Genomic DNA, 23,589 nt, shown 5'->3' with positions numbered 1-23,589 from the left:
TCAGCGCCCCTGATCGAAATGGTAGGGAACGACCAAGGGGTTACCAGGGTTGTACTGGCTGCCTGCGGTGCAGGGGCTGGGCATTTGCCCGATGGTGCGGCCCCACTGCAATTCAAGCTCGGTCAGATTGCACTCGAACCGGGTGCCCGTGAAGAACCCCGCGTCGAGCCGACTCAGCGTCAAGTCGATGACTGCCGTCAAGTTCGCGTAGTCGCCGCGCACCCAGTTGCTGAGTGTCGATGCGGGGAACGGAAATGTTCCGAGGAAGCCCAACGAGCGGGTCAGCGCCGGACCCGCGTCGGCCAGCGATTGCAGCACGGGGCCAAGGTCTTTCAATTCCTTGATGAGGTTTTCCTTGGTCTTGTTAACCGAGTCGGCGGCGAGCGCGCTCAACTTGCCGACTTGGTCCAGGGCATTAGAGAGGTTCTCTCGCTGGTCCTTGAGCACCGTCAACGCTTGCGGAATGGTCTTCAGTGCCTTGTCGATAATCGGTTTCTGATCGGCGAATTGACCGACGAGATTGTTGAAGTGGTCCGTTGCCGCAATGATGTCGCTTTTTTGGTCGTTGAGGTAGCCGACAAACGTATCGAGTTGATTCAGCAGGTTTCGCAGATCTTGCTCGCGCCCACTGAAAGCGGTACTCAGAGTCTTGGTGATGTCTTGAATCTGACCCAGGCCACCGCCGTTGAGTAGCAGTGACACGGCCGCCAGTGTCCGCTCGGTGGACGGATAGGCGCCGGCCGACGACAGCGGAATCAACGAACCGTTTCTCAGCTTGCCCTGCGGGGCTACCCCGACTGGAGGCGCCAGTTCGACATGCACCGAACCGAGCAAGCTGGTTTGACCAAGGGTAGCGGTCGCATTGGCGGGCAGGTCGACATCGCGGTCGATCGTCATGGTGACCAGTGCATTCCAACCCTGAAGTTCTATGTCGGTAACGTTGCCGACCGTCACATCGTTGACCCGGACCCGCGAATTCTGTTGCAGATTCTGCACATCGGGCATCTGCGCTCGGATGGTATACGCGCCCGGACCGCCGCCTTTGGTCCCGGGCAAACTGATTGAGTTCAGACCTCGAAACCCGCAACCGGACAGTGTTGTAAGCGTCACCGCTGCCAGAAGCACCATCATCGCGCGACGACAAAGTGGTGATCGGCTCATTGTGCACCTCCGGACGGCACCATCATTCCGCGTAAACCGTCGGCCGGGTTCGTTGGCGCCGCCTGCGCAGGCGGCGGTGCGTCGGCTGCCGGCGGTGGGGTATCGGCCGGGGCCGGCCCAGCGGCCGGCGGTCCCGGGTCGCCCTGCGTTGGCGGGGAGTCAGGGTGCGGCGGAACATAATCCGGGCGCAACCAGTCCTCGCTATAGGTGATTTCGTTGGGGCGCGCTGCCGCCCCGACGAAGAGGTTCTCACCTAACGGCGGAAAATTCACTTGGCGGTTTTTGATAATCGGCGCCAGGTACTGCACACATAACTTGGCTGATTCTTTGGCACCGAGACGTGATGCGGCTTCAACTGCCCCACAAAGGAATTGGATTGTGTTGGCGAAGTTGTTGAAGGCCAGCGCACCGGTCAACGTCCCTTGTGCGGGTTGATAGATGTTGAGGAAGTTCTGAAAGGCCGTCGGGGCGGTATGCAGCAGTTGCTTAACATCGCCGAGGCTGTCGTTCACGGCTTGAGTCACTGACGCCAATTTGTCCGTCGTCGTACCCAGCGCTTCCCGGTTCTCGGCGACAAAGCCTCGGACGTCGCCAACTACGTCGTTGAGGTTGCGGACAGCATTCGCAACCTCGCTGGGGTCGTTGGCGAGCAGACCTGTGACCGCGGCAAGGTTCTGATTCAGATGTTGGAGTAGGTCGCTGCTGTCGTGCAACGCGGAGACCAGAACGGACAGGTTTTTCACGGTGCTGAACAGGTCACTGCTATGGTCGCCGAGCGCTGAAATCGCCTGCGAGAGTTCGATGACAGTGTTACGGATGTCTGGACCCCGGCCCCGCAGGTTGTCGGCCGCGGTGTTGATGAACTCCCCCAAGGTGCTGGTTCCACCCGGTGCAGTCGGCTGCAGCACCTGCGTCAGCTTCTCCAGCTGCTGGCGGAAGTCGTCGTATTCCACTGGTACCGCGGTACGTTGCTGCGGGATCACTGCATGGTCTGCTAGCACCGGACCGCCCGTATAGGCGGGGGTCAACTGAATGGACCGGGGCGTCACCAGCGAGGGCGACAGGATGGCTGCTTTGACGTCCGCGGGAACCTTATATTTGTCGTTGAACCAGAAGGTGATTCGCACATGATCGGGTTGGGGTTCGATTTTTTCGATCTTGCCGACAGGCACGCCGAGAACAACGACGTTGTCACCGTTGTAGAGGCCAGTGCTGTTGGCGAAGTATCCGATGACAGTGGTGCGACCGACCCCCGCGGCCGACCGTACCACGGTGACAATTCCGCCGAGCAGCACCGCTATCAGAGCGATGGCCATACCGATTCTCGCGCTGCGGGTATTCAACGTAAGCCACCCCCTTCGCCTGGCTGCGCTGGCCCCGGCAAGGGTGCTGACTGTCCGGCGCCCTGGCCCGGCAGCGCCGGCGGCCCCGGCGGCGGCCCACCGGGGGGCGGCGCGGGCAGCGGCTCCCGGTAGGGATAACAGCCGGGGCCCGACCCCGCTGCGCCCAGGCCACAAGGATGGTCACCCGGATTGCCGGTGATGGCGTCGGGCAGAGTCATCCGCGGTGGTCCGCCCTGGCCGGTCCGCGGGAACGGCATCGGCAGCGGCGGTGTCCCCGGCTGGCCAACCTGAGGGTCTGCGCGTTGACTAGGCAGCAACACATTCGGGTCCAGGCCGAGGTCGGAGAACGCCGCATCGATGAAAGGCTGCACAAACTGTCCAGGGAAAAGATTGACGACATAGGCCTTGAAAAAGGGCCCGGAAGAGACCGATTCACCCAGACCCAGAGCGTACTTATTGAGCCCGACGAGCGCCTTCTGTACGTTCTCCTTGCGTTTGTCGACGATCTCCAGCACACCGTTAAGCTTGTCGAGGGCGGGTTTCATCGTGTCGCGGTTCTCGGCGATGAAACCTTTGAGTTGGCGGGCCAGCGCAGCAAGGTTGTTGGAAATCTGGTCCAGCGCGCTGCTTTGGCTTCTCAGTTGCGTCAAAAGCGAGTTGGTGTCGCGGACGAGCTTGGCCACTTCGTCGCTGCGCTCGGCCAGGACGGTGGTCGCCTTATTGGCGTTCCTCAGCAGGGTCCGCAACTGGCCGTCGCGTTCATCCAGGGTGCGCGAGAAGCGCGCCACCCCCTGCACCGCTGCCTTCAGGTCGGGTGGGGTGTCAGCGAAGGTGTTGGCCAGTACCGCAAGCGATTTCGACAGCTGGTCGGTGTTGAGACCGCTGATCGTCGCGGTGAGGTCACCGAGCGCGTCAGGCAGCTGATAGGCCGATGTGGTCCGCTCCAGCGGGATCGGTCCGCTCAGCTGACCCTCACCACGAGGGCTGACCTCGAGGACTTTGCTACCCAGCACTGTCCGCAATTTGATCGCTGCCTCCGTGCGCTCACCGAGTCGGACATTTCTGGCGACGGTGAACTTGACCAGCACGCGCGGTCCGTCCAAATCGACGCTGTCGACCTGCCCGACCCGAAAACCCGATATCTGCACGTGGTTGCCGCTCCCCAGGCCGCCCGCTTCGGCGAAGTATGCCGAATACGTTCTGTCGCTGTGGAAGAACGGAAGCTTGTCGTAGTTCAAGGAGAGCAACATAAGGGTGAAAACCACGCCCAGCCCGATGGCGCCGATGAGGAACGGATTGCGTTCGGAGAACGTTTTCATCGCGGCGTGCACCTGCCGCTGGCCTGGCCGGCCACCTTGATATACACCGGCTGCCCGCCCTTGCCGTTGACCTTCAGCACGATGTCACACAGGTAGAAGCTGAAGAAATCTCCATATAAGCCTTGCCTGTTAAGTATCTTGAACGCGTCGGGCCAGTTGTCGAGGTACCTTTCCAGCCAGTCGTGGTCAGCCAGCACGGTCGTCGCGGTCCGATCCGCCTCGTGCACAACCGTTTTCACGGGCGGCCGGGCTTGGGCCAGCAGATCGCTGATCGACCCAGCGGCGGCATTCGCGTACGCCACGCCGTTGCTGATGTCCTGCTTGCGGGCCTCAAGCCCTGCCACCAGTTCGGACAGTGAGTCGACGGCACGCGCGAACTGGCCGCTTTGGCCGCCGAGCGAACCGAGCACGGTGTTCAAGTTGACAATGACCTGGCCGATCAGCTGGTCGCGGTCGGCCAAAGTGTTAGTCAGGGCGGCAGCCTGGGTGAGAAACGAGCCAATCGTGCCGCCCTGACCTTGGAAGGCCGCGATGAGTTGCCCGGTCAGCTTGTTGACCTGGTCTGGGTCCAGTGCCCGGAACAGCGGCCGGAAACCGCCTATCAACGCGTCCAGATCAAGCGCCGGTTCGGTACGAGCCAAGGGGATGGTCCCGCCCGGACTGAGTCGCCTGATATTGCCCGCCCCCTCTTCTAGTGCCACGTACCTGCCGCCGGTGAGGTCGGCGAAACGGATGGCGGCCCTCGTTCCCTCGGTGAGCACGACCCTGTCTGCCGCAGTGAATTCGACGAGGACCGTGGAGTCAGGCTCGATGGTGATGTTCTTGACCTTGCCGACCTCGACACCGGCGATCCGGACGAAGTTCCCACCCTCCAACCCCGACACGTTCGCAAACTGCGCTTTGTAGGTCTTCTCAGACTGGAAGCGCAGCTGCCCGAAAACGGCGACCAGCGTGAACATGCCCAGAACAGAGACGACGACGTAGATGGCGAGGCGCCACAGGGTCCCGGTTAGGTTCTCTTTCATGTCTGCGCTCCCCTAACTCTTCTCAAGGCGACCGCAGTCATGGGCCTGGGACATATGGTGGCGGCGGCAGCGGGTCGCACACCTGGGTGACGACTCCGCAGGTCGGTTCGACTGCCGGCGGCGCTGGCGGCACGAAGGGTTCAGACCCCGCCGGTGGCGGGCCAGCTTCTCGCGGTCGTCCCGGCGGAGGCGCGGGTGGCAAACCCGGGTACAGCGGCGTTCCATCCGGCGCGTACTGCGGCGCCCCGTACGGTGGCGCGCCGGGGTACGGGATCGGACCAGGTGCCGTCCCTCCCGGGTGGCGAAGGCTGGGCGGCTGCGGCGTTCCACGGGTGACCGGGGCGTAATCGACGTATCCGGGGAAACCGATGCCGGGGTTGGGTCGCATATCGAGGCCGCCCCCCCACCCGGTGTTGGTGACGAGATAGCGCTGCGGGAAGTTCTTGGAGACGTCGGGTAGCGATCCGCAACCAGGCTGCCCCCCGGGGCCCCCTTTGGCCCCGTTGATCGGGAGGTTATCGGGGAATCGGTACGCCTCGTCACCCAGCAGCAATGCGACGTCGAGGGTGACCGAATACCCGTTGTGGCCGCCCGACACGTCGGAGAAAAACTCAGAGTCATACTTGGCGCCGAGCAGCGTGCAGGTCAGTTCGGGGTTGTACTTCATCAGCAGCCGAGTGGTCGACTCGAGCAAGTTGACGCCGTGCACGAGGTTGTCCTTATTCGGGCCGATCAAATTGATTCCGCTCTCGGAAAGCCCGACGACGTTGAGCAGCAGCGAGTCCAGCGCGCGAGCGTTCTTGCTGACGGTTGCACTTGTGGTGCTGGCCGCATCGAGCACCGTAACGATGTCGTGAGCGGCCGCGCTGTAGGTGTCACTGAATCCTTGGAGTGCGCGAAAGTCGGCACGGATCGTCTCGCTGCGAGGATTGATCGCCCCCAGGACTTCGTTGAGGTCACTGGTGGCCTGACCGAGGGCTGCACCTTTCCCGCGAAACCCGTCGCCCAGCGCGGTGAGTATGGCGTTCAGCTTGGGGGTGTCGACCTGATTGAGCACCGCGACAAGGTTCTGGAACACGGTGTTGACCTCGGTGGTCACGTTGCGTGACCGCACGACAGCGCCCGACGCCAGCCGTTTGGGGCTCGGGCTTTCAGGGATCTGAAGATCGACGTATTTGCCGCCGAACGCCGTGGTGGCGGTGATTTGAGCGGTGACGTTGGCCGGGATGTATTTGAGCTGCTCGGGGTAGAGCTCCAGGCGCAGCGTCACGGGATCGCCTGAATGAATCGAGGTAACCCGGCCAACCTGAACACCGCGCAACTTCACCTTGGCGCCGGGTTCCATGATGAGGCCTGAGCGATCGGAGGTGAGTGTGACCCTCGCATAGGGCCTCAGGTCCCTGTTGAACGCCGCCACCGTGAGCACCACCAAGCCGGTGATCGCGACGAAGAGGATGAGAGTCCACAGCGCTGGGGGCAGGCCAGCTTCACGGTGTAGCTTCTTCATCGCACGCTATCCCGACAGATTGAAGTCGCCGGACACCCCGTAGGCGGCCATTGCCACCGCCAACTGCACCGTAACCGCCACGACCAGTGAGGCGCGCACCGAGCGGCCGACAGCTTCACCGACGCCGGCTGGGCCGCCGGTGGCGTTGAATCCGTAGTAGGTGTGCACCAGCATGACTACTGTTGCCGTCGCAATCACTTGCAGCAGTGACCAGATCAGGTCGGTGGGCTGCAGGTAGGTGTGGAAGTAGTGGTCATAGACCCCGGTGGGCTGCCCGAAGCCGAAGACCACCAGAGTTCGGGTCGCCAAATATCCAGCCAGCGACGACAGGCACCACAACGGAACGGTAACCAGTACGCCGGCCACGATTCGCGTTGAGGCCAGGTAGCTGATCGCACGGATGCCCATCACTTCAAGGGCGTCGATCTCCTCGTTGATGCGCATAGCTCCTAGCTGTGCCGTGGCTCCGGCGCCGATCGTCGCGGCAAGCCCGATAGCGGCGGTCAGGGGCGCGGCGAAACGGGTGTTGATGTAGGCCGAGGCGAACCCGCTCAAAGCCTGCACACCGACGTCGGAGAGCGATCGGTAGAGCTGGATACCGACGAATGATCCGGTCGACATGACCAGGGTGGTGACAACCACCACGGTGCCGCCGATGATGGCCAGCGCACCGATACCCATACTCATCGTGGCGATCAGGCGCAGCGTCTCAGCCTTGTAGCGCGCGACCGCATCCCACATCAGGCTCAGTGCCTTGGCGTAGAACGCGGTTTGGCTTCCGAGCCGATTCCACCCGGCGCCCCAGCGACGCAGGGTGACCGAGAATCGCGCGAATCGCGGCGGTGCGGGCACCACGCTCATCGCGTGGTGGCGGGCGGGGGCTACAGTCACATCGTCACCTTCGTGCCGACCGCAACTAGCACGACGTTGATCACGAACAAGGCCATGAACGTGTACACCACGGTTTCATTGACCGCGTTGCCGACACCTTGGGGTCCCCCACCGACCGTGACGCCCTTGTAGCAGGCGATGGTCCCAGCAACCAGGCCGAACAACGCCGCCTTGAAGAAGGCGATGGCCACGTCGGCGATCTTGACCAGTAGCGTCAGGCTCGCCGCCCAGGCACCCGGAGTGACGTGCTGAAAGTAGACCGAGAAGAAGAAACTGCCGACCAAGCCGACGATGGTGTTGATCGAATTGAGCAACAACCCGTTGAGGCACAGCGCCAGGACCCTGGGTACCAGCAGTCGCTGCACCGGGTTGATCCCCATCACCCGCATCGCGTCGAGCTCTTCGCGGATGGTCCGAGCGCCCAGGTCAGCACAAATCGCAGTAGCGCCGGTACCGGCGACGACCAGCACCGTGGTTATCGGGCCGATGTATGCCACGCTCGCCAACGCGGCCCCAGCACCTGATGCGTCGGCGGCGCCGATCTCGACCAGCAGAACGTTGATGATGAAGACGCTGAGCGCGTTGAACGGAATCGACAACAAGATCGTCGGGGCGATCGACACCCGAGCCACGAACCACGCCTGATGGACGAATTCCCGCCACGCGAACGGCGGGTGCACCAGTTGCACCAAGACGTCGAGGGTCAATGCGAAGTAGCTGCCTACCTCGCGCAGTGGCTTACCGCCAACCGCCAGCCGAGCGGTTCCCGGCGACTCGACCACCACGCCCTCCTCCGGCGGACCAGTCAAGGCGGGAATAGGTGCTGTGTCCGCCACTACCACTAGCGCACTCGTTTGTAACCAGCCGGAGCCGACATTAGACGATGAATCCTCCCCGCAGCAGGTATGACGTGCTGCTTCCTTTCGAACGTTGTGGCCCAGAGCACAGCGGGACGCTACACCATTACATTAAGGCAAGGCAACATCGACAAACGCCATTTTGGACAAACCCGCTAAGTGACGCGAGCGCAACTACCATGGTTTGCTGTAGGTTCCGACATTTTTGGCGTAAATGTCGTAATCTCCCCAGGCGGGACGGTCGTGTCCGCTGGGCCCCGCTGCATCCCTGTCCAACAGTGCCGCACCCATCAGACCTCGTAGATATCGCAAGCATCGGGTGATCGGCCGCATCCAACCGGATGAGAGGCGCCCCTGCAAAGCATCACCCGCATCGCGACCAGTCCAACACGCTGAGTTTGCTAGGGATTACCTGATTTGGCTATAAATAAGGAATTACGCTCAGCAGTCAGAAACTATAAAATTCGTAGATCTGTTTCCGGTCGTCGCTGTCGTCATTTTAAACCTCGGCCGCTCGATAATGGTCTTTGCTCCAAGGAATGATGCTTCAATAAGCTTTCTTATTGGCATCGGAGATAATAAATGGGATTGCGACGTGAATCGGCGCAATAATGTGTGTATTCATCTTTTGCATTTCCACCATCGCAGCTCGCAGTGGAGCAGAATCGAGTGCACACCGGCCCGCCTCCGAGCTCTTATCGACGGGGCGCTCGCAGGGCGCGTCGGGCCGCCGATGGGGTCCTGAACTGCGCTTACGCGCAACGGCACGACTGCGAACCTTCTAGCGTCAGTGCGGCCTTCAACCCTCCGGGCGCCAAACCCGCTCATGCGGCGCATACCAGCACGGGTCAACACCGACCCCCGCAGGGCACCGCAATTAATCGCCGATCGCGACTAACTGGCCTCCCGCCTGAGCCTTACTCTGCCGCACGGAGGACGGTGATCCAGCGCACAAAAGCGGCCGACCGAAGTGGCGGGTAAAGCTAAATAGTTATCTATATATCGGTTTGTATCGTTAGCTCATTTCTCGGAGCATTGCTGGAGAATCTCGAGGAACTCTGCACCGCTGAGCAGCAGTGGGTCAGGCACGCTGCTGGACAATTGCTAACCGGTTAACTCGCCGGATGTCGCCTACCTCATTGGCATGCGGGCTTGCCTTCATCGCCGGATTCCCGGGCAGCCGGCCAAGCTCGCTGGGCCTCACCCATCGGGGAACAGGCGGTGGTGCCGCCACGAGTCCGCCGTGCCTCTCGGAGCGCAGCAGCTCACACCGCCACCGAGGCCGTGCCGCGCCATTCGCATCGCGTCACCGCCACAGCTCGCAGGCCGTAGTGTGCTGGTGTGACCGCCCAATCCAGAGGCCGTCGCCCGAGGCCAGCCGGGACGGACTCGCCGGCAGATGATGAGGCGCGCGAACGGTTGCTGACCGCGGCCGATTCCTGCTACTCGGATAAGGGGCCCGTGCACACCCGGATGGGCGACATCGCCCGGCGCGCAGGCGTGCACCGGTCGACGGTGTACTACTACTTTCCGAGCAAGGACGCTCTGCTGGCGGCCTCCTTCATGCGAGTGCTCACCGTTACTCTGCACGCCGTCGATCAATGTTGGCAGACTGAGGAGCCCTTTCTGACTCAGCTTGTCGCCGCATGCATGCGGGGAATCGACATCGCCCGGGGCTCACCGGTGATGCGATCACTGATCGACGACCATCAGCATGTCGGTGATGCCTATCATGCCGCCGAAGGCTCTGAGTTGTGGCGAGCCAAGCTCGCTGACGCGCTGGTGCGGCGCGTCGAGGCTGCTGCCGCGGCCGGCGACATTCGCCGCGATGTTCCCGCTGATACCCTCGCTCGCTGGATTGTCCGCATCAACTTCAGCCTTATCGCTGAACCCGCCGACCCTGATGACGGTGGTGACGAGGGCGTACTGCGCGACTTGCTCGTCGCCTCGCTAACTCCTCGGCGATAACCTCGCGGCGATGTCAAGTCGCGGCTGTAACGGCCGCCCTGTCAGCACTTCAACCTGGTTGTCCTCGTTGATACGACGCATCATCGACGTGGTGATTGACTGAGCACCCGACCGGTCTGCGCACGAAAACGGTTGTCAACGAATACATCGCGATCGCGGTGACCACGACGCCAAAGTCGGATACCGTTGGTTTTAACCTAGCCGGCCGCTCGCCTTGCTGAGCAAGCCGGCGCTGAGGGTCTGGCGGTGTCGACCTTGCTCTTAGTGCGGAGTCGGGGAAGACGGCGAGATGGAATGGGGTGCGCCCGTGCAGAAGCTGTTCCGCAACGCGTCCGCGATCGTTTTGGTGGCAGTGAGTGTCGAGGCATGCTCACCGTCCCGCGCAGCCGCACCTCCGCCGGGTACGTTGCCCCCGGAAACCGCGCAGGTAACGATTAACGATCATGCGCTTCCGGAGACCCATGTGGTGAAGTGCATGCCGATGGGATCGCTAACTGCGGTTACTATCGGTGACGCTGCGTCAGGAACAAAAGTGGTTATTTCCAACGAAAGTTCGCTGGCCGCCAAGTCGGTCAACATCAGCGATCTCGGCGGCTTCACCGGCGGCTACGCCGAAGACCTCCAGGGCGCCGCTGAGGTAACCCTGCAGGGACACACCTACACCATCCGTGGACATGCCGAGGGCTTTAACACCGACAACCCCAGCTTGAGGGCAACCGGCACCTTCACAATTAAGGTCGCCTGTTAACGCGACCCAGCTGCCTTTAGCCGAACTACGTTGACTCCGCAGCCTTTTGACTCGCGCTCATCAACGACGGGCGAATCAGTGTCTACTGCGGAGGATTGCCGGGCGGCGGGTACACACCCCTTAGGATCCACGGGAACCAGTTGAGACCGAACTGGACTTCGTCGCTGGCGTCATAGTCGGGACTGGGATCGAGCGGAATGTTCTGTCCGTCGGTGTTCAGCGGTGTTGCTCCCCGTCCCGAAGGATCGGCTTGTGGCTGTCCGTAGACCGCAACCACAACCGTACGATCCGGACTGTTCAACGACCATACCCCCATCTGGCTATTCGCACAGCTGGACATGATCTTGAAATAGTCGGGGTTGTAGTACCACCGGTTGATTAAGTCATTGCCGCTGATCGCGATTGACTGATTGATCGCCACCGTCTCGGCCACCGGGCCATGGAAACCAGCCGCATTGGCACGGTCTTGTGGGCCAGACCCGTCCGAACCGATATCACCATCGAGGGCCCGGTTGTTCAACACATCCTGGGTGTGCCGTTGCGCAGCGGCTTGCAGTTGGGGGCTGATTCTGACGTCGTTACTGCAGCCCGCCTGATGCTGCACGGTGAAGACGTTAGCGACGACACTGTCGTTGAGCCGCTTGTTGTTCGGTATGAGCGTGTTGTTGTCATTATCCGCATGCGCGACGGGAATGCTTAACAGCGCGCCGGCGGCAACCATCACGGCAGGCAGCCGCTGCGGCCGATACTGCATGTCCAAGTCCTCCTTGTTAGCCAGCAAGCGGTGGTCGGCGGTGCTGCGCGGCGGACGCTCTGCAACCAAGTGCCGACCTGGCTGATCGGATCGACTCACCTAGCCGATGTAGGACCGAAATTAGCCTGACATGCAAGTAGGCTACCCACGGCGCCGCGAAGTCGTCTAGAGGTTTTATTACTTAAATGAATATATGTTTAGGTTGGCTGTTCAGCCTGTCGTGATCCCGAGTGGCGAGGTGGGCTTACAATATTGATCACCAGCAACAGGCGAGCGCTAGATGCGTGGATTACGTTGCGTGCGAGCTCAGATGTTGGCTTCGATATCCCCCCAATATCGATCACGGATGCGCCGTTTGAATGGCTTGCCTGAGTCTTCGCGCGGCAGATCGCTGTCGAATCGAGCGTCTTCGGGACCCTGAAGCCGGCGAGTCGCTAACGAATGAACACTCGTACGTCCTCATCGGTCAGGGTGAAACCGTCGCCAACGTCGATATGGGCGGCCGGAGATTCCCCGCACTCGTCCTCATTTCGGCGGCATCCTGATCCCGCCGTCCACCCGGACAACCTCGGCATTCACGTAGGAGTTGGTCACCAATTCGACGACCATCGAGGCCAACTCTTCGGGATCACCCAGGCGGTGCGGGAACAGCACGGACTCGCCCAGCTTCGCCTTGAAACCCTCTGCCCCCTCCCCCTCGCCGTAGATCGGGGTGTCGATCAATCCGGGCGCAATGGTATTGACCCGTATGCCGACGGCGGAGAGATCACGCGCCACTGGCAGCGTCATGCCCACGATGCCGCCTTTAGACGACGAGTAGGCGGCTTGTCCGATTTGGCCGTCGAAGGCGGCGACGCTGGCCATCGACACGATCGCTCCGCGCTCACCGTGGGCCAGCGGCTCAGTGCGGCCCATCGCGGTTGCAGCCAATCGGATGCAGTCGAAGGTGCCGATCAGGTTTATGGCGATGACCTTCTTATAGGCCTCGAGACTGTGCGCCGAATCGAACTGCCCGTCTTTGCCGATGGTGCGTTGTGCCCCGCCGATGCCGGCGGAATTGACCAGTACACGCAGCGGCCCCAGCTCGGCTGCGTTGTCTACCGCCGCCTTGATCTGCTCAGTGTTTGTGACATCGACGTTGACGAACGTGCCGCCGATACTTTCGGCAAGCGCTGCGCCGCGGTCTGCTTGTAGGTCGGCGACGACAACCTTTGCGCCCCTTGCGGCCAACTGCCGTGCAGATGCCGCACCGATGCCGGACGCGCCGCCAGTGACTATTGCGCTAGCTCCATTGATATCCACCGCCTCAGGTTAGCCATCGCGTCATCATGGAATTCAACCGAGTCGTCCTGCTGACAGTCCCGTACCTGGTTTCGGAACCGAATGTCATGCGAACAGCCAGCCGAGACATAAGAGACGTGCGATCCTGTTGGCCTGCAACCGCTTCCGCGTCCATCGGTTTGTCGCGCGGGTCTCCGGCCGACGTATACTCCTGAAGCGAGCATTCGAAGTACCGTCGTCGACTGGCATTCCATCGGTGGGCGGTCGAAGCACGGATGCATCGTCCGTGCTTGCCCAGACACAGAATCGTCACTGTGACGCGTCCGCAGCTCGATGTCCGTCCAGCAGGCCGGTTAGCCCGCTCGGTTGATGGGGCCCGATGGCGATCTGCTCGACGACGCCGACGCCGCGCCGGTCACCCATCGTTGCGGTTACGAGGTTTTGGATATGAATTGAGGCGAAGTCGGTGGGATCGAAGTCGTCCAGCCTGATTGACTCGCGCCCGGTCTCGAGCGTGCCGTGCATGTTTCCGTGACCCCAGTGGGGGTGCCAATAGCCGATTCCGCGCATGCGGAAGGTGAAAACCTTTTCGACCTCGATGAGGACTTCGCCCTCGTCGGGGTCATCGAACCACAGTCGTGCGCGTTTGATTTCTCGACGGCCGGGCTCCCAGTCGAGTTCGTAGCGGATGTCATGACATTCGCGGACGCCGGCTGTGCTCCATGCGGGTGCGCCGTCGGGGAGGGGATCGACGACCAGAGCGGTTTCGAGCCACCGCCTGCCGTCTTCGTGCTCGTGCACAGCCAGATGAGTGAAGCGGTCACCGAAATGTATTGGCGCCCAGAGCCAGAATACCTGGAACGGCATCGGCTGCCGAATGACCTGAATCTGCTCACCAATGGGCCGCACGCCCCAAGAGCGATCCCGCGTGCCCGAAACGTCATGGGGGTCGATGCGCAGCTCCTGGCCGTCGACGGTGACCGTGCCTTCCCAGGTACCCCACTGGGTCAACCGCGTGTGATCGGTGAGCAGGATTCCCTCGGGCGTGCGTCGCTGCTGGCGGGGTTCCTCGACGGCGACGGTTGTCGCGCGGAAGACCAGGTCACACGCAATGCCGTGCTCGTTGGGCTCGACGACATAGCGGATGGTGCGCATGGGGTCGACCACGTCGACGCGAATTGGCCCGATGGTGGTGGAGCGGTCGGTCGGCATCGCACCGGAGGCGAAGATCGAATGCTCCACTCCGTCGTACACGATGCTGAATGCCGCGTCGATCACCCCGCGCACCGGGTAATGACCCATTGCCGCGCCGAAGTAGTACCCCCCGTCGCGTTGATGTCCGTTGAACCAGTACCGGTCGTAGTGGTTGATGTCGCCCGTGGCGGGGTGGGCGATCGGATCGGCCGAGGGGTGGATCGGGAAGTCGTCGAATGGGCTTAGCACTATTCCTCCAAGTGGTTAGAGTTTGGCGACTGCGCCGCCGTCGACGTCGAGGACTGCGGCGGTAATGAAAGCTGCTTCGTCGGAAGCCAAGAACGCCACGGCAGCTGCGACGTCCTCAGCGCGGCCATGGCGTTTGAGTAACTGAATGTCCTGATAATGGGACCAGAACAGGCCATTTTCGCCGAGGAAACCTTGCCACTTGTCGGTCAGGATGCGCCCTGGACGCACCACGTTGACTCGCAGTCCATGCTCGCCGCCGCGGCCTGCGAGATGCTTTGCGAGTCCCTCGATCCCGGCCTTGCTCGCCTGGTAGGCGGCAGAGGGCTGAAAGCCACCCATCCGTTCCATCTCGTGCGCGCCGACGCCCATCCACGCCGAAAGCGACGAGATGACAACAATGTTTCCCTTTGTCGACACCAGATGCGGCCACGCGGTCCGACACGTGAGCATCGTGCCGTGCAGGTTGATGTCGACGAGCTCGCGCCATTGCTCGACAGGCTCATCGGGCCAGGGTCCGATATTGGCGCCGCCCGCGTTCGCGACGACAACGTCAAGCCGTCCATAGCGGTCCACTGCCGCATCGGTGACGCCAGATACCGACGCCTCGTCGGTGATATCCGCGGCAATAAAGGTCGCTCCGTCGGGCAATGCGGACTCCGGCGCATGGCGTGCACAGGTGACGACCGAAGCCCCTTCACCGACAAGGCGTTCGACAATACCGCGCCCGATTCCCGTTGTCCCCCCAGTCACGATCGCAACCCGGCCCCGGTAACGCTCAACCATTGGAGGTCACCAGATTTGTGCGTTCGCTCGTTGACTTCACAAGCTCCCAATCGCGAATGCCGTCACAGCAGAGACAACGCATCTAGGTCGCTGATCGCCGTCGACGAACGCTCGGCCATGACGGTGAACATCCGGTCCCCCCGTGCGGTGGGCTGAGCGACGGACGAGCCCAGCACGGTGATGAGGGGGCCTTGGAACAACCCGTATCGATAGTCCTCCCAGCACTTTTCGGCACCGTAGCCGTCGACTCCAAGCGCGACGAGGCGACGATGGTAAGCCTCGACAATCCCCTTCTCGCCAGCACGGCGACTCGCGGTCGACAGACCAGTGGCGACAAGGAAGGCGACATCGCGCAGCGGGGACCCGACCGTGACAACCTGCCAGTCGACAGCGACCACCGGACGGGAGGCATCGGACGAAGCGAAGAGCAGGTTATCCAGGCGGTAGTCACTGTGCAGCATTGCGAACGGCTCGGGTCGACCGGTTGCCCACTCCACGAATCGATCAGCGAAGCTTTGCAGCGTCGAGGCGGTGTCCCGGGTCACCGCATAGCGGTCCAAGAACTGCTTGGTGGCGTCTACCAAGAACGCGGCAGCGACCGCTGGGTACGCCGCGAGATCTGGTATGAGCCAGCCGAGTTCACTAAGCGACGGGTCATTCCATGTCGGCGCGTGCAATCCAGCGACGTTGACCGCGGCCGCCCGAGCCTGATCCACAGAGCATCCGGCGATCTGGTCGCCGGGTTGCGCGGGCGCAAGGTCCTCCAACACGAGCGTAAATCCGTCGCCGCGATCGTTCATCGCGGCGAAGTAACACCGAGGGATGTCGAGGTGCACCCGATTGGCAACCTCGCGGTAGAACGTCGTCTCACACCGATAGCCGAGCTGGCCCGCAGCACGACTTGCCGCATCGGTGGCCGGCAGCTTCACGATCAGCCGGTCCGGACCATCGCCCGCCTCGTAGTCAATGAACAGCCGATAACACGAACCCATCTGGCCGTTGCCCACCGGCACGGTGGTCACGCGGCACGCAGTGGCAGCGATGCCGTTCTCCGCAAGGACAGCGGTCGTCCACTCCGGAGTGAGGTCGTCCACGGACTCCAGGGCCGCGGCCTCCATCAGCTGGCCGGCTCGAGATCTCGGGCGTCGACCGTCTCGGCTTCGGCTGCCATAGACCATCCTTGCGTCATGTCACAGATCACACGGTTGCGAGTTTCGTTACGCTGTGCGCCCTTTCAGTTATCATAGATTCCTCTTTGACAAGACAAAAGCAGAATCCATGATTACGTCGCCGATGTCGACGGGTTCTGGCCCGCGTGTGCCGCGGTAGTCGATTCCCGATGCGCGATCGTGCTGCCTCATCGCGTTGCCAGCCGAATCAAGCTCGTTGCGCAGACAGCGGCGAGCATCTCAACTTCGCTGCGCGAGCAGCCGTCGTCGTCGTCGTCGGGGCCAAAGTAGTGCTGGGTGTCAAGGGTTGGCCTATTTCATGGTGGGGATGCTGAACTCGGCGCCGTCCTTGATCCCCGACGGCCACCGCTGGGTGACGGTCTTGACCTTCGTATAGAACTGGATTGACGCGGGCCCGTGCTGGTTGAGATCGCCGAAGCCGGACCGCTTCCAACCGCCAAAGGTGTGGTAGGCCACCGGAACTGGGATTGGCACGTTGACACCGACCATGCCGACTTGGACCCGGGACGTGAAGTCGCGCGCGGTGTCACCGTCCCGGGTGAAGATCGCCACGCCGTTGCCGTACTCGTGCTCGCAGGGAAGCGCGAGCGCCGCCTCGTAGTCGTCGGCACGGACAATGCAGAGCACTGGACCGAAGATTTCGTCGGTGTAGATCGACATGTCGGGGGTCACGTGGTCGAACAGCGTCGGTCCGATGAAGTAGCCCCCCTCCAGGCTGACGTCATCGAAAGCCAGTTCGTCACTGGCGCGTTCGCGACCATCGACGACGGCTTCGGCACCCGCCTCGATGCCCCGGGCAATATAGTCCTTTACCCGTGCCAGTGCCGCCGACGTGATCAGGGGCCCGTAATCGGCCTTCGGATCGAGGCTGTGACCGACGCGCAGATTGTTGATCCGTTCGACGAGCCTGGCGCGCAACCGATCCGCGGTGTGCTCGCCCACCGGGACTGCGACACTGATGGCCATGCACCGCTCGCCCGCGCTGCCGTACCCGGCGCCGATGAGCGCGTCGACAGCCTGGTCGAGGTCGGCGTCGGGCATCACGATCATGTGATTCTTGGCTCCGCCGAAGCACTGCGCACGCTTTCCGTTGGCGGCGGCGGTCGAGTAGACGTACTGGGCGATGTCGGAGCTGCCGACGAATCCGACTGCCTGGATGTCGGGGTGGTTCAGGATGGCATCAACCGCCTCCTTATCGCCGTGCACCACTTGAAAGACGCCCTGGGGCAGTCCTGCGTCGAAAAACAGCTCGGCGAGCCTGACCGGAACAGACGGGTCCCGTTCGCTCGGCTTGAGGACGAACGCGTTGCCGCACGCGAGGGCGGGGCCGGCTTTCCATAGCGGGATCATCGCGGGGAAGTTGAACGGGGTGATGCCGGCGACGACGCCCAGGGGCTGACGCAGGGAATAGACGTCGATGCCGCTGCCTGCTCCTTCGCTGTGCTCGCCTTTGAGCAGATGGGGGATGCCGATGGCGAACTCGATGACCTCGACGCCGCGTTGGATATCGCCACGCGAGTCGGCGACCGTCTTGCCGTGTTCCATCGAGAGGAGTTCGGCGAGTTCGTCGGCGTTCTGGTTGACCAGGTCGATGAATCGCATCAACACCCGTGCCCGACGCTGTGGGTTGAAGGCGGCCCACTTTCTTTGTGCTGCGACGGCGATCGCCACGGCCTCGTTGACCTCCGCCGCCGAGGCCATGGGCACCTGTGCCCGCACCTCACCCGTGCTGGGGGTCAGTACCTCGACCGTGCGACCGGAGCGGCCTGCGGTGCGCCGGCCGTCGATGAAGTGCGGGATCAGCGTCGTCTGCGTAGTCATTCAGTCTTGTCCTGGCGTCGTGTGTCCGGTTGGCGGTGTCGTGATGATTTCTGGCGTAGGTGAAAGCTAGATGCAACATAAGTAGAGTAGGTAGTGCTTTTTATGCTAGTCATCGGATGCGCTTTACGAAAGTGTTGGTCTACTAATGGAAGCATCTGATATCTCATGGCTGTCACGCCAGGCTTCCAGACGCAGAGCCGCGATTCGTCTTGGAGCCAGCTATGCCGCCGCCCTGACCTCCGCGCACATCCTGGCCGCTGGCGCAGTCTCGTTGATGATCGTCTCGCTAACCCGTAACACCGGCCCGGACCCCGGCATCCTGTCCAGCAGAAAGAACCTGATCGTCCTGTGCGGTCTGGTCGCAATCTCGGCGACCGTCGGTGGTGTGGCGGGCGTCCTGAATATGGTCCCGTCCTTCCGTTGGTTCGCCGACGGCGCCGAACCAACGCCCGCTCAACAGCGCGCGGCTATGCGCATCGCTGCTCGCCAGACCGTCGTCCAGTTCGGCATCTGGGCCGTCGGCGGGGCGGTGTTGGTTTTGGTCAACCTGCACGCCGGCGGCGCCGTCGCGTGCGTAATCGGGACCGCCATTCTGTTCGGGGGTGCAGCCACCGCCTCCATGGGCTACCTGATAACTCAACGCATCCTGCGGCCCATCCTGGCGGCATCAATGAAGACCGCCGCACCACCTAGTGAAATGCCGGGAGTACTTGCGCGAGTCATGATTACGTGGGTCCTCTTTAGCGCACTGCCGATCGCCGGGATCGCGCTGATCGTCCTCTCTCGCTCCAACGGCTGGCTTGTGCCGAGGTCAGCGCCAATCGAAACACCTATTCTGGTGCTCGCTGCGGCATCCCTCGCCTTGGGGTTTCGCGCGATGATCTTGGTTGCCCGGTCAATCTCTGACCCCGTTCGCGAAGTCGTCATCGCCATGACGGAGGTGGAGCGCGGTCAGGGCGGGGCGCTAGTCGAGGTGTATGAGCCCTCCGAAATCGGGCGACTTCAGGTCGGATTCAACAGGATGGTGGCAGGCCTTGAGGAAAGGGAACGCCTCCGGGACCTCTTCGGGCGCCATGTGGGCGCCGACGTGGCTCACCAGGCGCTTCAACAGGATGGGTCCCTGTCGGGTGACGTCCGAGACGTCGCAGTACTGTTCGTCGACCTGGTCGGGTCCACGGCGATCGCCGCCGGCCGGCCACCCGAGGAAGTCGCGGGTATCCTCAACGACTTCTTCCGCATAGTGGTCGCTGCCGTGCACCACCAGCACGGCCTGATCAATAAGTTCGAAGGCGACGCCGTCCTGGCCGTGTTCGGCGCACCCATCGAGATTGATGAACCGGCTTCTGCGGCACTCGCGACCGCACGCGAGCTCGGGACAGAACTGAGGAAGCTACCCCTCGTGGACTTCGGCATAGGAGTGGCCGCCGGTGCGGTGTTCGCGGGGAATATCGGCGCGGAAAACCGCTACGAGTACACGGTAATTGGAGACGCCGTCAACGAGGCCGCGCGTTTGGCCGACCACGCCAAACAGTGGGATTCCAGAATCTTGGCGTCTGGCACTGCACTCGCTGGTGCCCAGGCAGAGGAGCGCGAGCACTGGACGTCACGGGGCTCGGCATCGCTTCGAGGACGATCGGCGATGACCGAACTGGCCGAGCCACTGTTCTACGACTGAAGGCGCCCTCATCTAGATCCGGATGAACACATTTTTGGTTCGCAGGAAGTCGAAGAGTCCGTCCCGGATACCCCGTCGACCGAATCGTTTCTGCGTGCAGTAGCGGTCAATCCGGTGCACGCGGGCGACGTCGGGCGGTCGAGGTCAAAGGTCGTGTCCCATCGCCGCCAGCATCCGGTGGGCGGCGGTCAGCAAATGGTCACCGGCGTTGGCGTTTTCCGCGAGGTCTCCGGCGATGGCGACGTCTTTGCCGAGCAAGCCCGCGATGGTGCGCACGCGAGCCGACGGCGGCCGAAGGCCCCCGACCAGCCCGGCGTACATCTGCACGGCGTAGCTGCGTCCGCTGGCGTGCTGCAGGATGCTCATCAGTGCGGTCGCATCCACGCCCAACTCGGCCGCGAGCTCGGCAGTCTCATGCGCTAGACCCAGCGTTGCCGTAAACAGCAGGTTGTTGAGGAGTTTGGCCAGCTGGCCAGAGCCTAGGGCTCCGACGTGCACGACAGGGTCGCCGAAAGCGGACAGCACAGGCGCGACCTCGGTGTAAATGTCGCGATCTCCGCCCACCATCACGAGCAGCCGCCGAGCACGGGCTGCGTCGCCGCCGCCGCTGACCGGCGCGTCCAGCACGTGGGCGCGGCGTTCGCTGAAGCGGTCGCCCAGTTGCCGGCAGGTGGTCGGGTGCACGGTGCTGTGGATCAGCACCGTCGTTCCCGGGGTGATCCCGGCCAACAATCCGTCCGGACGCAGCGCCACCCCGATCACATCGTCGTCGTTGAGCACGCAGATGCCGACTACATCCGCCAATTCAGCGAGTTCGGCGGGGTTGGATGCGACGCGCGCGGTGCCGGCGAAGGGCTCAAGGGCCTCGGGCCGGCGAGCCCACAGCACGGTCTCATGACCAGCATCGATGAGCGCTTGGGCCATCGGTGCCCCCTGACTCCCGAGGCCGATGAATCCGACGGTCGGCTTGGCTGAGGTCATGGGGTGGCCAACGCGGCGATCTGAGCGCTCAGGAAGGCGTCGACGTCGTCGGCGCGCTTGCGCACGACGTCGCGAACTTTAACTTTGTTGTGGGTGGCGAGGAAAAAGCTGTCGTGCTTGATGGCGTCGACGACGAGACGTCCCACCTCGGTGGCAGCGATGAGCGCCGGGGTGGACGCCTTGCTCGCAACGCAGGGCAGGCGGTCGCAGCCGAAGGGCCAGCCGCCTTCGCCCATGCCGACAGCGGCGGATCCTCGGGCACGCTGACGGCGATGGCACCGGATGGATGTGTCATCGGATGGTGACGCCGGCGTCGACTTTGAACTGCAGGCCGGTGACGTATCGTGCTTCGTCGGACACCAGGTACAGCACCGCATTACTCACATCAATGGCCTCGATCAGCGGTACGGGGAGCGCATTCCCGAAGATAGGACCGAGGTCCGAACGGTCTTCGAGGATCAGCTTGTGCATGGTTGGTGGCGCCATCCCGGTCCACACCCCGGTCGGATGGACGGTGTTGACGCGGATGCTTTGAGCGGCAAGCTCGTTCGCGAGAGCGACGCTCATGCCGACGATGCCTTGCTTGGCTGCTGTGTACGGGATGTGCAGCGGGCTGCCTTTGATTCCGGCCGCCGAGCTGATGTTGATCAAGCTGCCACCGCCTTGCTCAAGCAGGTGCGGTATTGCTACCGCGCACGTATTCCATGCCCCGATGAGGTTGACGTCGGTCACTAATCGCCACTGCTCTGCCGTCGTGGTGTCCCACGTGCCAGCGGTCAGCACGCCGGCATTGGCGACGGCGGCATCCAACCCCCCCAGCTCGCCCGCGGCTGCATTGACGGCTGATGCCAAGCCCTCGGCGTCGCGAACGTCGACGACCGCGGTGATCGCTTTGCCGCCACGCTCGGCGACCAGGTCGGCGGTTTCTTGAAGCTCGTCCTCGGTAGCCAGCTCGTATTCCAGCCCGGGCGGCGTTGCGCAGATGTCGAAGAGGATGACGTCGGCGCCTTCTTCGGCCAACCGTAGGGCGTGGCTACGGCCCATGCCGCGCGCAGCCCCGGTGATTAATACCCGCTTTCCGGCCACTCGGCCGGTTGACGTCTTTCTCATGGGGTCAAAGCTTGTTGCAGAAGCCGGCGTCGACTGGGAAGGTGACGCCGGTGACGTACTTGGCCTCATCGGACGCCAGAAAGGCGATGGCCGCACTGACGTCCTCGGGTTCTATCATGTCGATGGGCATTGGATTCTGCAGATGCACACCACCCTCTGGGTAGTGCTCTAGGAATTCGGTCATGGCTGGATTGACCGCCATCATGGTCCGCACGGCGGTCGGGTGCACGGTGTTGACCCGAATGCTGTGGGGCGCCAGCACATTCGCCAGTGTGCGCATCAGTCCGACGATTCCGTGCTTCGCCGCAGCGTATCCGAGTCCTCCGCCCTGCAGGCCGCCGAAGCCTTTCAATCCCGCGGTCGAGCTAGTGAACACGATCGACCCACCCCGTTGGCCAGCGATGAGATGCGGTATCGCCGCCGAAGCGGTGTGGTAAGAGCCGTCAAGGATTACCCCGGTCGCGGCGCGCCATTGGTCGAGTTCCTCCTCGAGGGTTAGCTCGCGGAAGGCGACCGGCGCAATGCCGGCGTTCGCGCACACGATGTCAAGCCGACCGAAGTGCGCTACGCCGGCGTCCAGTGCAGCCTTGACCTGGTGGAAATCGCGGACATCAGCCACGCTGGCGACGATCTTGGCGCCCTCACGCTCGACAAGTTCGACGGTTTCGTCGAGTTCATCGCGCGATGCCATCGGATAGTGGTTGGCCGGGATGTCGGCGCAGATGTCGATCCCGATGATGTTGGCGCCGTCCCGGGCCAGACGCACCGCGTGACTGCGGCCCTGGCCGCGGGCGACCCCGGTGATGAATGCGACGCGCCCCTCGAATCGTGCTGACATTTGCATCTCCTTATGTCGGCCACCGCCGACTCTTCGATGTCTACTGTGCGATTCAGTGACGCGGGTACTCGTCGATAACGAGTTGCCTCTCAAACCTTCGACTGGATGTTAAGTTATAGGACTTAATCCGTCTAGTATGAGATTCTGGTCAAATGTCCACGTCGGTCTCCAGCCCGGTAGGCGCGTCGGCCAAGCAGCGGTTGGTGCTCACCGCAGAGCGACTCTTCGCCCAGCACGGTCTCGACGGTGTTCCACTCCGACTGATTGGCACCACGGCAGGAATGGCGAACAAGTCTGCCGTGCAGTACCACTTCGGATCGAAAGATGCACTCGTCGAAGCGATCCTGGCGAACCGACTCGAACACCTCACCCGCCGAAGACAATTGCTCGGGGCGCGCATGTCCGCGGACGACCTGCGAAGCGTGGTCGAGGCGCATCAGCTCCCACTCATCGAGCTAGCCGAAGACGAAACTTGCTACTACTTGCCCTTCCTCGAACAACTGTTGCGCTACGACTACCGAACCAGCCCGCTATCCACCCTGCCAGCTCCCCATCGCGAATCGCATCAGGCGTACATCGACCACGTCGGCGCCCTGATCGACCACGTGCCGCAGCCGCTGCGCGACGACCGCATTCATCGGGTATCGGCGATGTGCGTGCACGCCTGCGCCGACCGCCACCGTGCGCGCGTGTTTGGGACGACCATGTCGACTTACGCCGTCCATGTCAGCGCACTGCTGGACGGGATGGTTGCCTTTCTTACAGCGGTTCCCTCGGCCGAGACACTGACCGCGCTCCAAGGATCCACGTCCGACCGTCCGCGAATGCGGGCCCTGCCCTGAGCGGATGATCATCGCTCCCGAACGCGACATCGTGGCCAACCGTCCCAGCTGG

General features: G+C 62.7%; 21 protein-coding genes. 4 read left to right on the top strand and 17 right to left on the bottom strand.

Annotated elements, in window-relative coordinates; all coding sequences use genetic code 11:
* The 7 genes from MTY59_RS08220 to MTY59_RS08190 are packed head-to-tail and all read right to left on the bottom strand — an operon-like array spanning position 1 to position 8,031.
* Positions 1-1,131, bottom strand: coding sequence for an MCE family protein (locus tag MTY59_RS08220; protein ID WP_221045218.1), 1,131 nt, complete (start codon positions 1,129-1,131; stop codon positions 1-3).
* A 26-nt stretch (positions 1,132-1,157) separates the two neighbouring features.
* A complete protein-coding gene (locus tag MTY59_RS08215) occupies positions 1,158-2,477 on the bottom strand; it encodes a virulence factor Mce family protein (RefSeq protein WP_221045217.1) in 1,320 nt (439 codons plus the stop codon).
* A gap of 23 nt (positions 2,478-2,500) precedes the next feature.
* Complete coding sequence (locus MTY59_RS08210) at positions 2,501-3,823, bottom strand: MCE family protein (protein ID WP_221046330.1); 1,323 nt, start codon at positions 3,821-3,823, stop codon at positions 2,501-2,503.
* A complete protein-coding gene (locus MTY59_RS08205) occupies positions 3,820-4,848 on the bottom strand; it encodes an MCE family protein (RefSeq protein ID WP_221045216.1) in 1,029 nt (342 codons plus the stop codon). Before MTY59_RS08205 ends, MTY59_RS08210 begins: the two co-directional genes overlap by 4 nt.
* Before the next feature lie 37 nt (positions 4,849-4,885).
* The gene (locus tag MTY59_RS08200) at positions 4,886-6,355 is read right to left on the bottom strand and encodes an MCE family protein (RefSeq protein WP_221045215.1); all 1,470 of its coding nucleotides are present in this window, start codon (positions 6,353-6,355) and stop codon (positions 4,886-4,888) included.
* A gap of 6 nt (positions 6,356-6,361) precedes the next feature.
* Positions 6,362-7,216 carry an ABC transporter permease gene (locus tag MTY59_RS08195; protein ID WP_415822261.1) on the bottom strand — a complete coding sequence of 285 codons (855 nt, stop codon included), beginning with the start codon at positions 7,214-7,216 and terminating at the stop codon, positions 6,362-6,364.
* 26 nt (positions 7,217-7,242) lie between these two features.
* A complete protein-coding gene (locus MTY59_RS08190) occupies positions 7,243-8,031 on the bottom strand; it encodes an MlaE family ABC transporter permease (protein ID WP_221046328.1) in 789 nt (262 codons plus the stop codon).
* A gap of 1,491 nt (positions 8,032-9,522) precedes the next feature.
* On the opposite strand from MTY59_RS08190, the gene MTY59_RS08185 reads away from it, so the two are divergent.
* Together MTY59_RS08185 and MTY59_RS08180 are read left to right on the top strand one after the other, a co-directional pair.
* On the top strand, positions 9,523-10,071 hold the full coding sequence (locus MTY59_RS08185) for a TetR/AcrR family transcriptional regulator (protein ID WP_221046327.1): 549 nt from the start codon (positions 9,523-9,525) through the stop codon (positions 10,069-10,071).
* A gap of 307 nt (positions 10,072-10,378) precedes the next feature.
* On the top strand, positions 10,379-10,819 hold the full coding sequence (locus tag MTY59_RS08180) for a lipoprotein LpqH (RefSeq protein ID WP_250160760.1): 441 nt from the start codon (positions 10,379-10,381) through the stop codon (positions 10,817-10,819).
* An 82-nt stretch (positions 10,820-10,901) separates the two neighbouring features.
* Here the strand turns inward: MTY59_RS08180 and MTY59_RS08175 are convergent, their stop codons facing one another.
* The 6 genes from MTY59_RS08175 to MTY59_RS08150 all read right to left on the bottom strand — a co-directional run bounded on the left by MTY59_RS08175 (position 10,902) and on the right by MTY59_RS08150 (position 18,091).
* The gene (locus tag MTY59_RS08175) at positions 10,902-11,573 is read right to left on the bottom strand and encodes a CAP domain-containing protein (RefSeq protein ID WP_221046326.1); all 672 of its coding nucleotides are present in this window, start codon (positions 11,571-11,573) and stop codon (positions 10,902-10,904) included.
* Between the two features lie 525 nt (positions 11,574-12,098).
* Positions 12,099-12,875, bottom strand: coding sequence for an SDR family oxidoreductase (locus MTY59_RS08170; RefSeq protein WP_221045213.1), 777 nt, complete (start codon positions 12,873-12,875; stop codon positions 12,099-12,101).
* Positions 12,876-13,163: 288 nt separating this feature from the next.
* Entirely contained in the window at positions 13,164-14,297 is a 1,134-nt protein-coding gene (locus MTY59_RS08165; protein WP_221045212.1) for an Rv3169 family protein, read from the bottom strand.
* A 15-nt stretch (positions 14,298-14,312) separates the two neighbouring features.
* On the bottom strand, positions 14,313-15,080 hold the full coding sequence (locus MTY59_RS08160; protein ID WP_221045211.1) for an SDR family NAD(P)-dependent oxidoreductase: 768 nt from the start codon (positions 15,078-15,080) through the stop codon (positions 14,313-14,315).
* A 62-nt stretch (positions 15,081-15,142) separates the two neighbouring features.
* Positions 15,143-16,198 (bottom strand): phosphotransferase, encoded by a 1,056-nt coding sequence (locus MTY59_RS08155; RefSeq protein WP_221045210.1) that lies wholly within the window; start codon positions 16,196-16,198, stop codon positions 15,143-15,145.
* Positions 16,199-16,561: 363 nt separating this feature from the next.
* Positions 16,562-18,091: a CoA-acylating methylmalonate-semialdehyde dehydrogenase gene (locus MTY59_RS08150; protein ID WP_221045209.1), complete on the bottom strand. Its 1,530-nt coding sequence runs from the start codon at positions 18,089-18,091 to the stop codon at positions 16,562-16,564.
* 274 nt (positions 18,092-18,365) lie between these two features.
* Here MTY59_RS08150 and MTY59_RS08145 point away from each other — a divergent pair, with 274 nt between their 5' ends.
* Positions 18,366-19,766: an adenylate/guanylate cyclase domain-containing protein gene (locus MTY59_RS08145; RefSeq protein WP_221046325.1), complete on the top strand. Its 1,401-nt coding sequence runs from the start codon at positions 18,366-18,368 to the stop codon at positions 19,764-19,766.
* Between the two features lie 144 nt (positions 19,767-19,910).
* On the opposite strand, the gene MTY59_RS08140 is transcribed toward MTY59_RS08145, so the two are convergent.
* From MTY59_RS08140 to MTY59_RS08125, 4 genes are read right to left on the bottom strand one after another with little or no spacing between them, the layout of a single operon-like run.
* On the bottom strand, positions 19,911-20,747 hold the full coding sequence (locus MTY59_RS08140) for an NAD(P)-dependent oxidoreductase (RefSeq protein ID WP_221045208.1): 837 nt from the start codon (positions 20,745-20,747) through the stop codon (positions 19,911-19,913).
* Positions 20,744-20,983, bottom strand: coding sequence for a hypothetical protein (locus MTY59_RS08135; protein WP_221045207.1), 240 nt, complete (start codon positions 20,981-20,983; stop codon positions 20,744-20,746). The genes MTY59_RS08140 and MTY59_RS08135 overlap by 4 nt, the downstream gene beginning before the upstream one ends.
* 55 nt (positions 20,984-21,038) lie before the next feature.
* Positions 21,039-21,857 (bottom strand): mycofactocin-coupled SDR family oxidoreductase, encoded by an 819-nt coding sequence (locus MTY59_RS08130; RefSeq protein ID WP_221045206.1) that lies wholly within the window; start codon positions 21,855-21,857, stop codon positions 21,039-21,041.
* 4 nt (positions 21,858-21,861) lie between these two features.
* Positions 21,862-22,695 (bottom strand): mycofactocin-coupled SDR family oxidoreductase, encoded by an 834-nt coding sequence (locus MTY59_RS08125; protein WP_221045205.1) that lies wholly within the window; start codon positions 22,693-22,695, stop codon positions 21,862-21,864.
* A gap of 152 nt (positions 22,696-22,847) precedes the next feature.
* Between MTY59_RS08125 and MTY59_RS08120 the strand changes: the two genes are divergently transcribed.
* Complete coding sequence (locus MTY59_RS08120; RefSeq protein ID WP_221045204.1) at positions 22,848-23,537, top strand: TetR/AcrR family transcriptional regulator; 690 nt, start codon at positions 22,848-22,850, stop codon at positions 23,535-23,537.
* The last annotated feature ends 52 nt before the right edge of the window (positions 23,538-23,589 follow it).

The organism is Mycobacterium senriense (genome assembly GCF_019668465.1).
Classification (GTDB): domain Bacteria; phylum Actinomycetota; class Actinomycetes; order Mycobacteriales; family Mycobacteriaceae; genus Mycobacterium; species Mycobacterium senriense.
This window is presented reverse-complemented; position numbering and strand designations above follow the sequence as displayed.

Bases quoted from the DNA above. Each gene is read 5' to 3' on its own strand.
- MTY59_RS08210 (WP_221046330.1), bottom strand. From the start codon at position 3,823: ATGAAAACGTTCTCCGAACGCAATCCGTTCCTCATCGGCGCCATCGGG.
- MTY59_RS08205 (WP_221045216.1), bottom strand. From the start codon at position 4,848: ATGAAAGAGAACCTAACCGGGACCCTGTGGCGCCTCGCCATCTACGTC.
- MTY59_RS08125 (WP_221045205.1), bottom strand. From the start codon at position 22,695: ATGTCAGCACGATTCGAGGGGCGCGTCGCATTCATCACCGGGGTCGCC.
- MTY59_RS08145 (WP_221046325.1), top strand. From the start codon at position 18,366: ATGATCGTCTCGCTAACCCGTAACACCGGCCCGGACCCCGGCATCCTG.
- MTY59_RS08200 (WP_221045215.1), bottom strand. From the start codon at position 6,355: ATGAAGAAGCTACACCGTGAAGCTGGCCTGCCCCCAGCGCTGTGGACT.
- MTY59_RS08175 (WP_221046326.1), bottom strand. From the start codon at position 11,573: ATGCAGTATCGGCCGCAGCGGCTGCCTGCCGTGATGGTTGCCGCCGGC.
- MTY59_RS08220 (WP_221045218.1), bottom strand. From the start codon at position 1,131: ATGATGGTGCTTCTGGCAGCGGTGACGCTTACAACACTGTCCGGTTGC.
- MTY59_RS08130 (WP_221045206.1), bottom strand. From the start codon at position 21,857: ATGAGAAAGACGTCAACCGGCCGAGTGGCCGGAAAGCGGGTATTAATC.
- MTY59_RS08150 (WP_221045209.1), bottom strand. From the start codon at position 18,091: ATGACTACGCAGACGACGCTGATCCCGCACTTCATCGACGGCCGGCGC.
- MTY59_RS08215 (WP_221045217.1), bottom strand. From the start codon at position 2,477: ATGGCCATCGCTCTGATAGCGGTGCTGCTCGGCGGAATTGTCACCGTG.
- MTY59_RS08195 (WP_415822261.1), bottom strand. From the start codon at position 7,216: ATGAGCGTGGTGCCCGCACCGCCGCGATTCGCGCGATTCTCGGTCACC.
- MTY59_RS08140 (WP_221045208.1), bottom strand. From the start codon at position 20,747: ATGACCTCAGCCAAGCCGACCGTCGGATTCATCGGCCTCGGGAGTCAG.
- MTY59_RS08135 (WP_221045207.1), bottom strand. From the start codon at position 20,983: ATGGGCGAAGGCGGCTGGCCCTTCGGCTGCGACCGCCTGCCCTGCGTT.
- MTY59_RS08160 (WP_221045211.1), bottom strand. From the start codon at position 15,080: ATGGTTGAGCGTTACCGGGGCCGGGTTGCGATCGTGACTGGGGGGACA.
- MTY59_RS08155 (WP_221045210.1), bottom strand. From the start codon at position 16,198: ATGGAGGCCGCGGCCCTGGAGTCCGTGGACGACCTCACTCCGGAGTGG.
- MTY59_RS08120 (WP_221045204.1), top strand. From the start codon at position 22,848: ATGTCCACGTCGGTCTCCAGCCCGGTAGGCGCGTCGGCCAAGCAGCGG.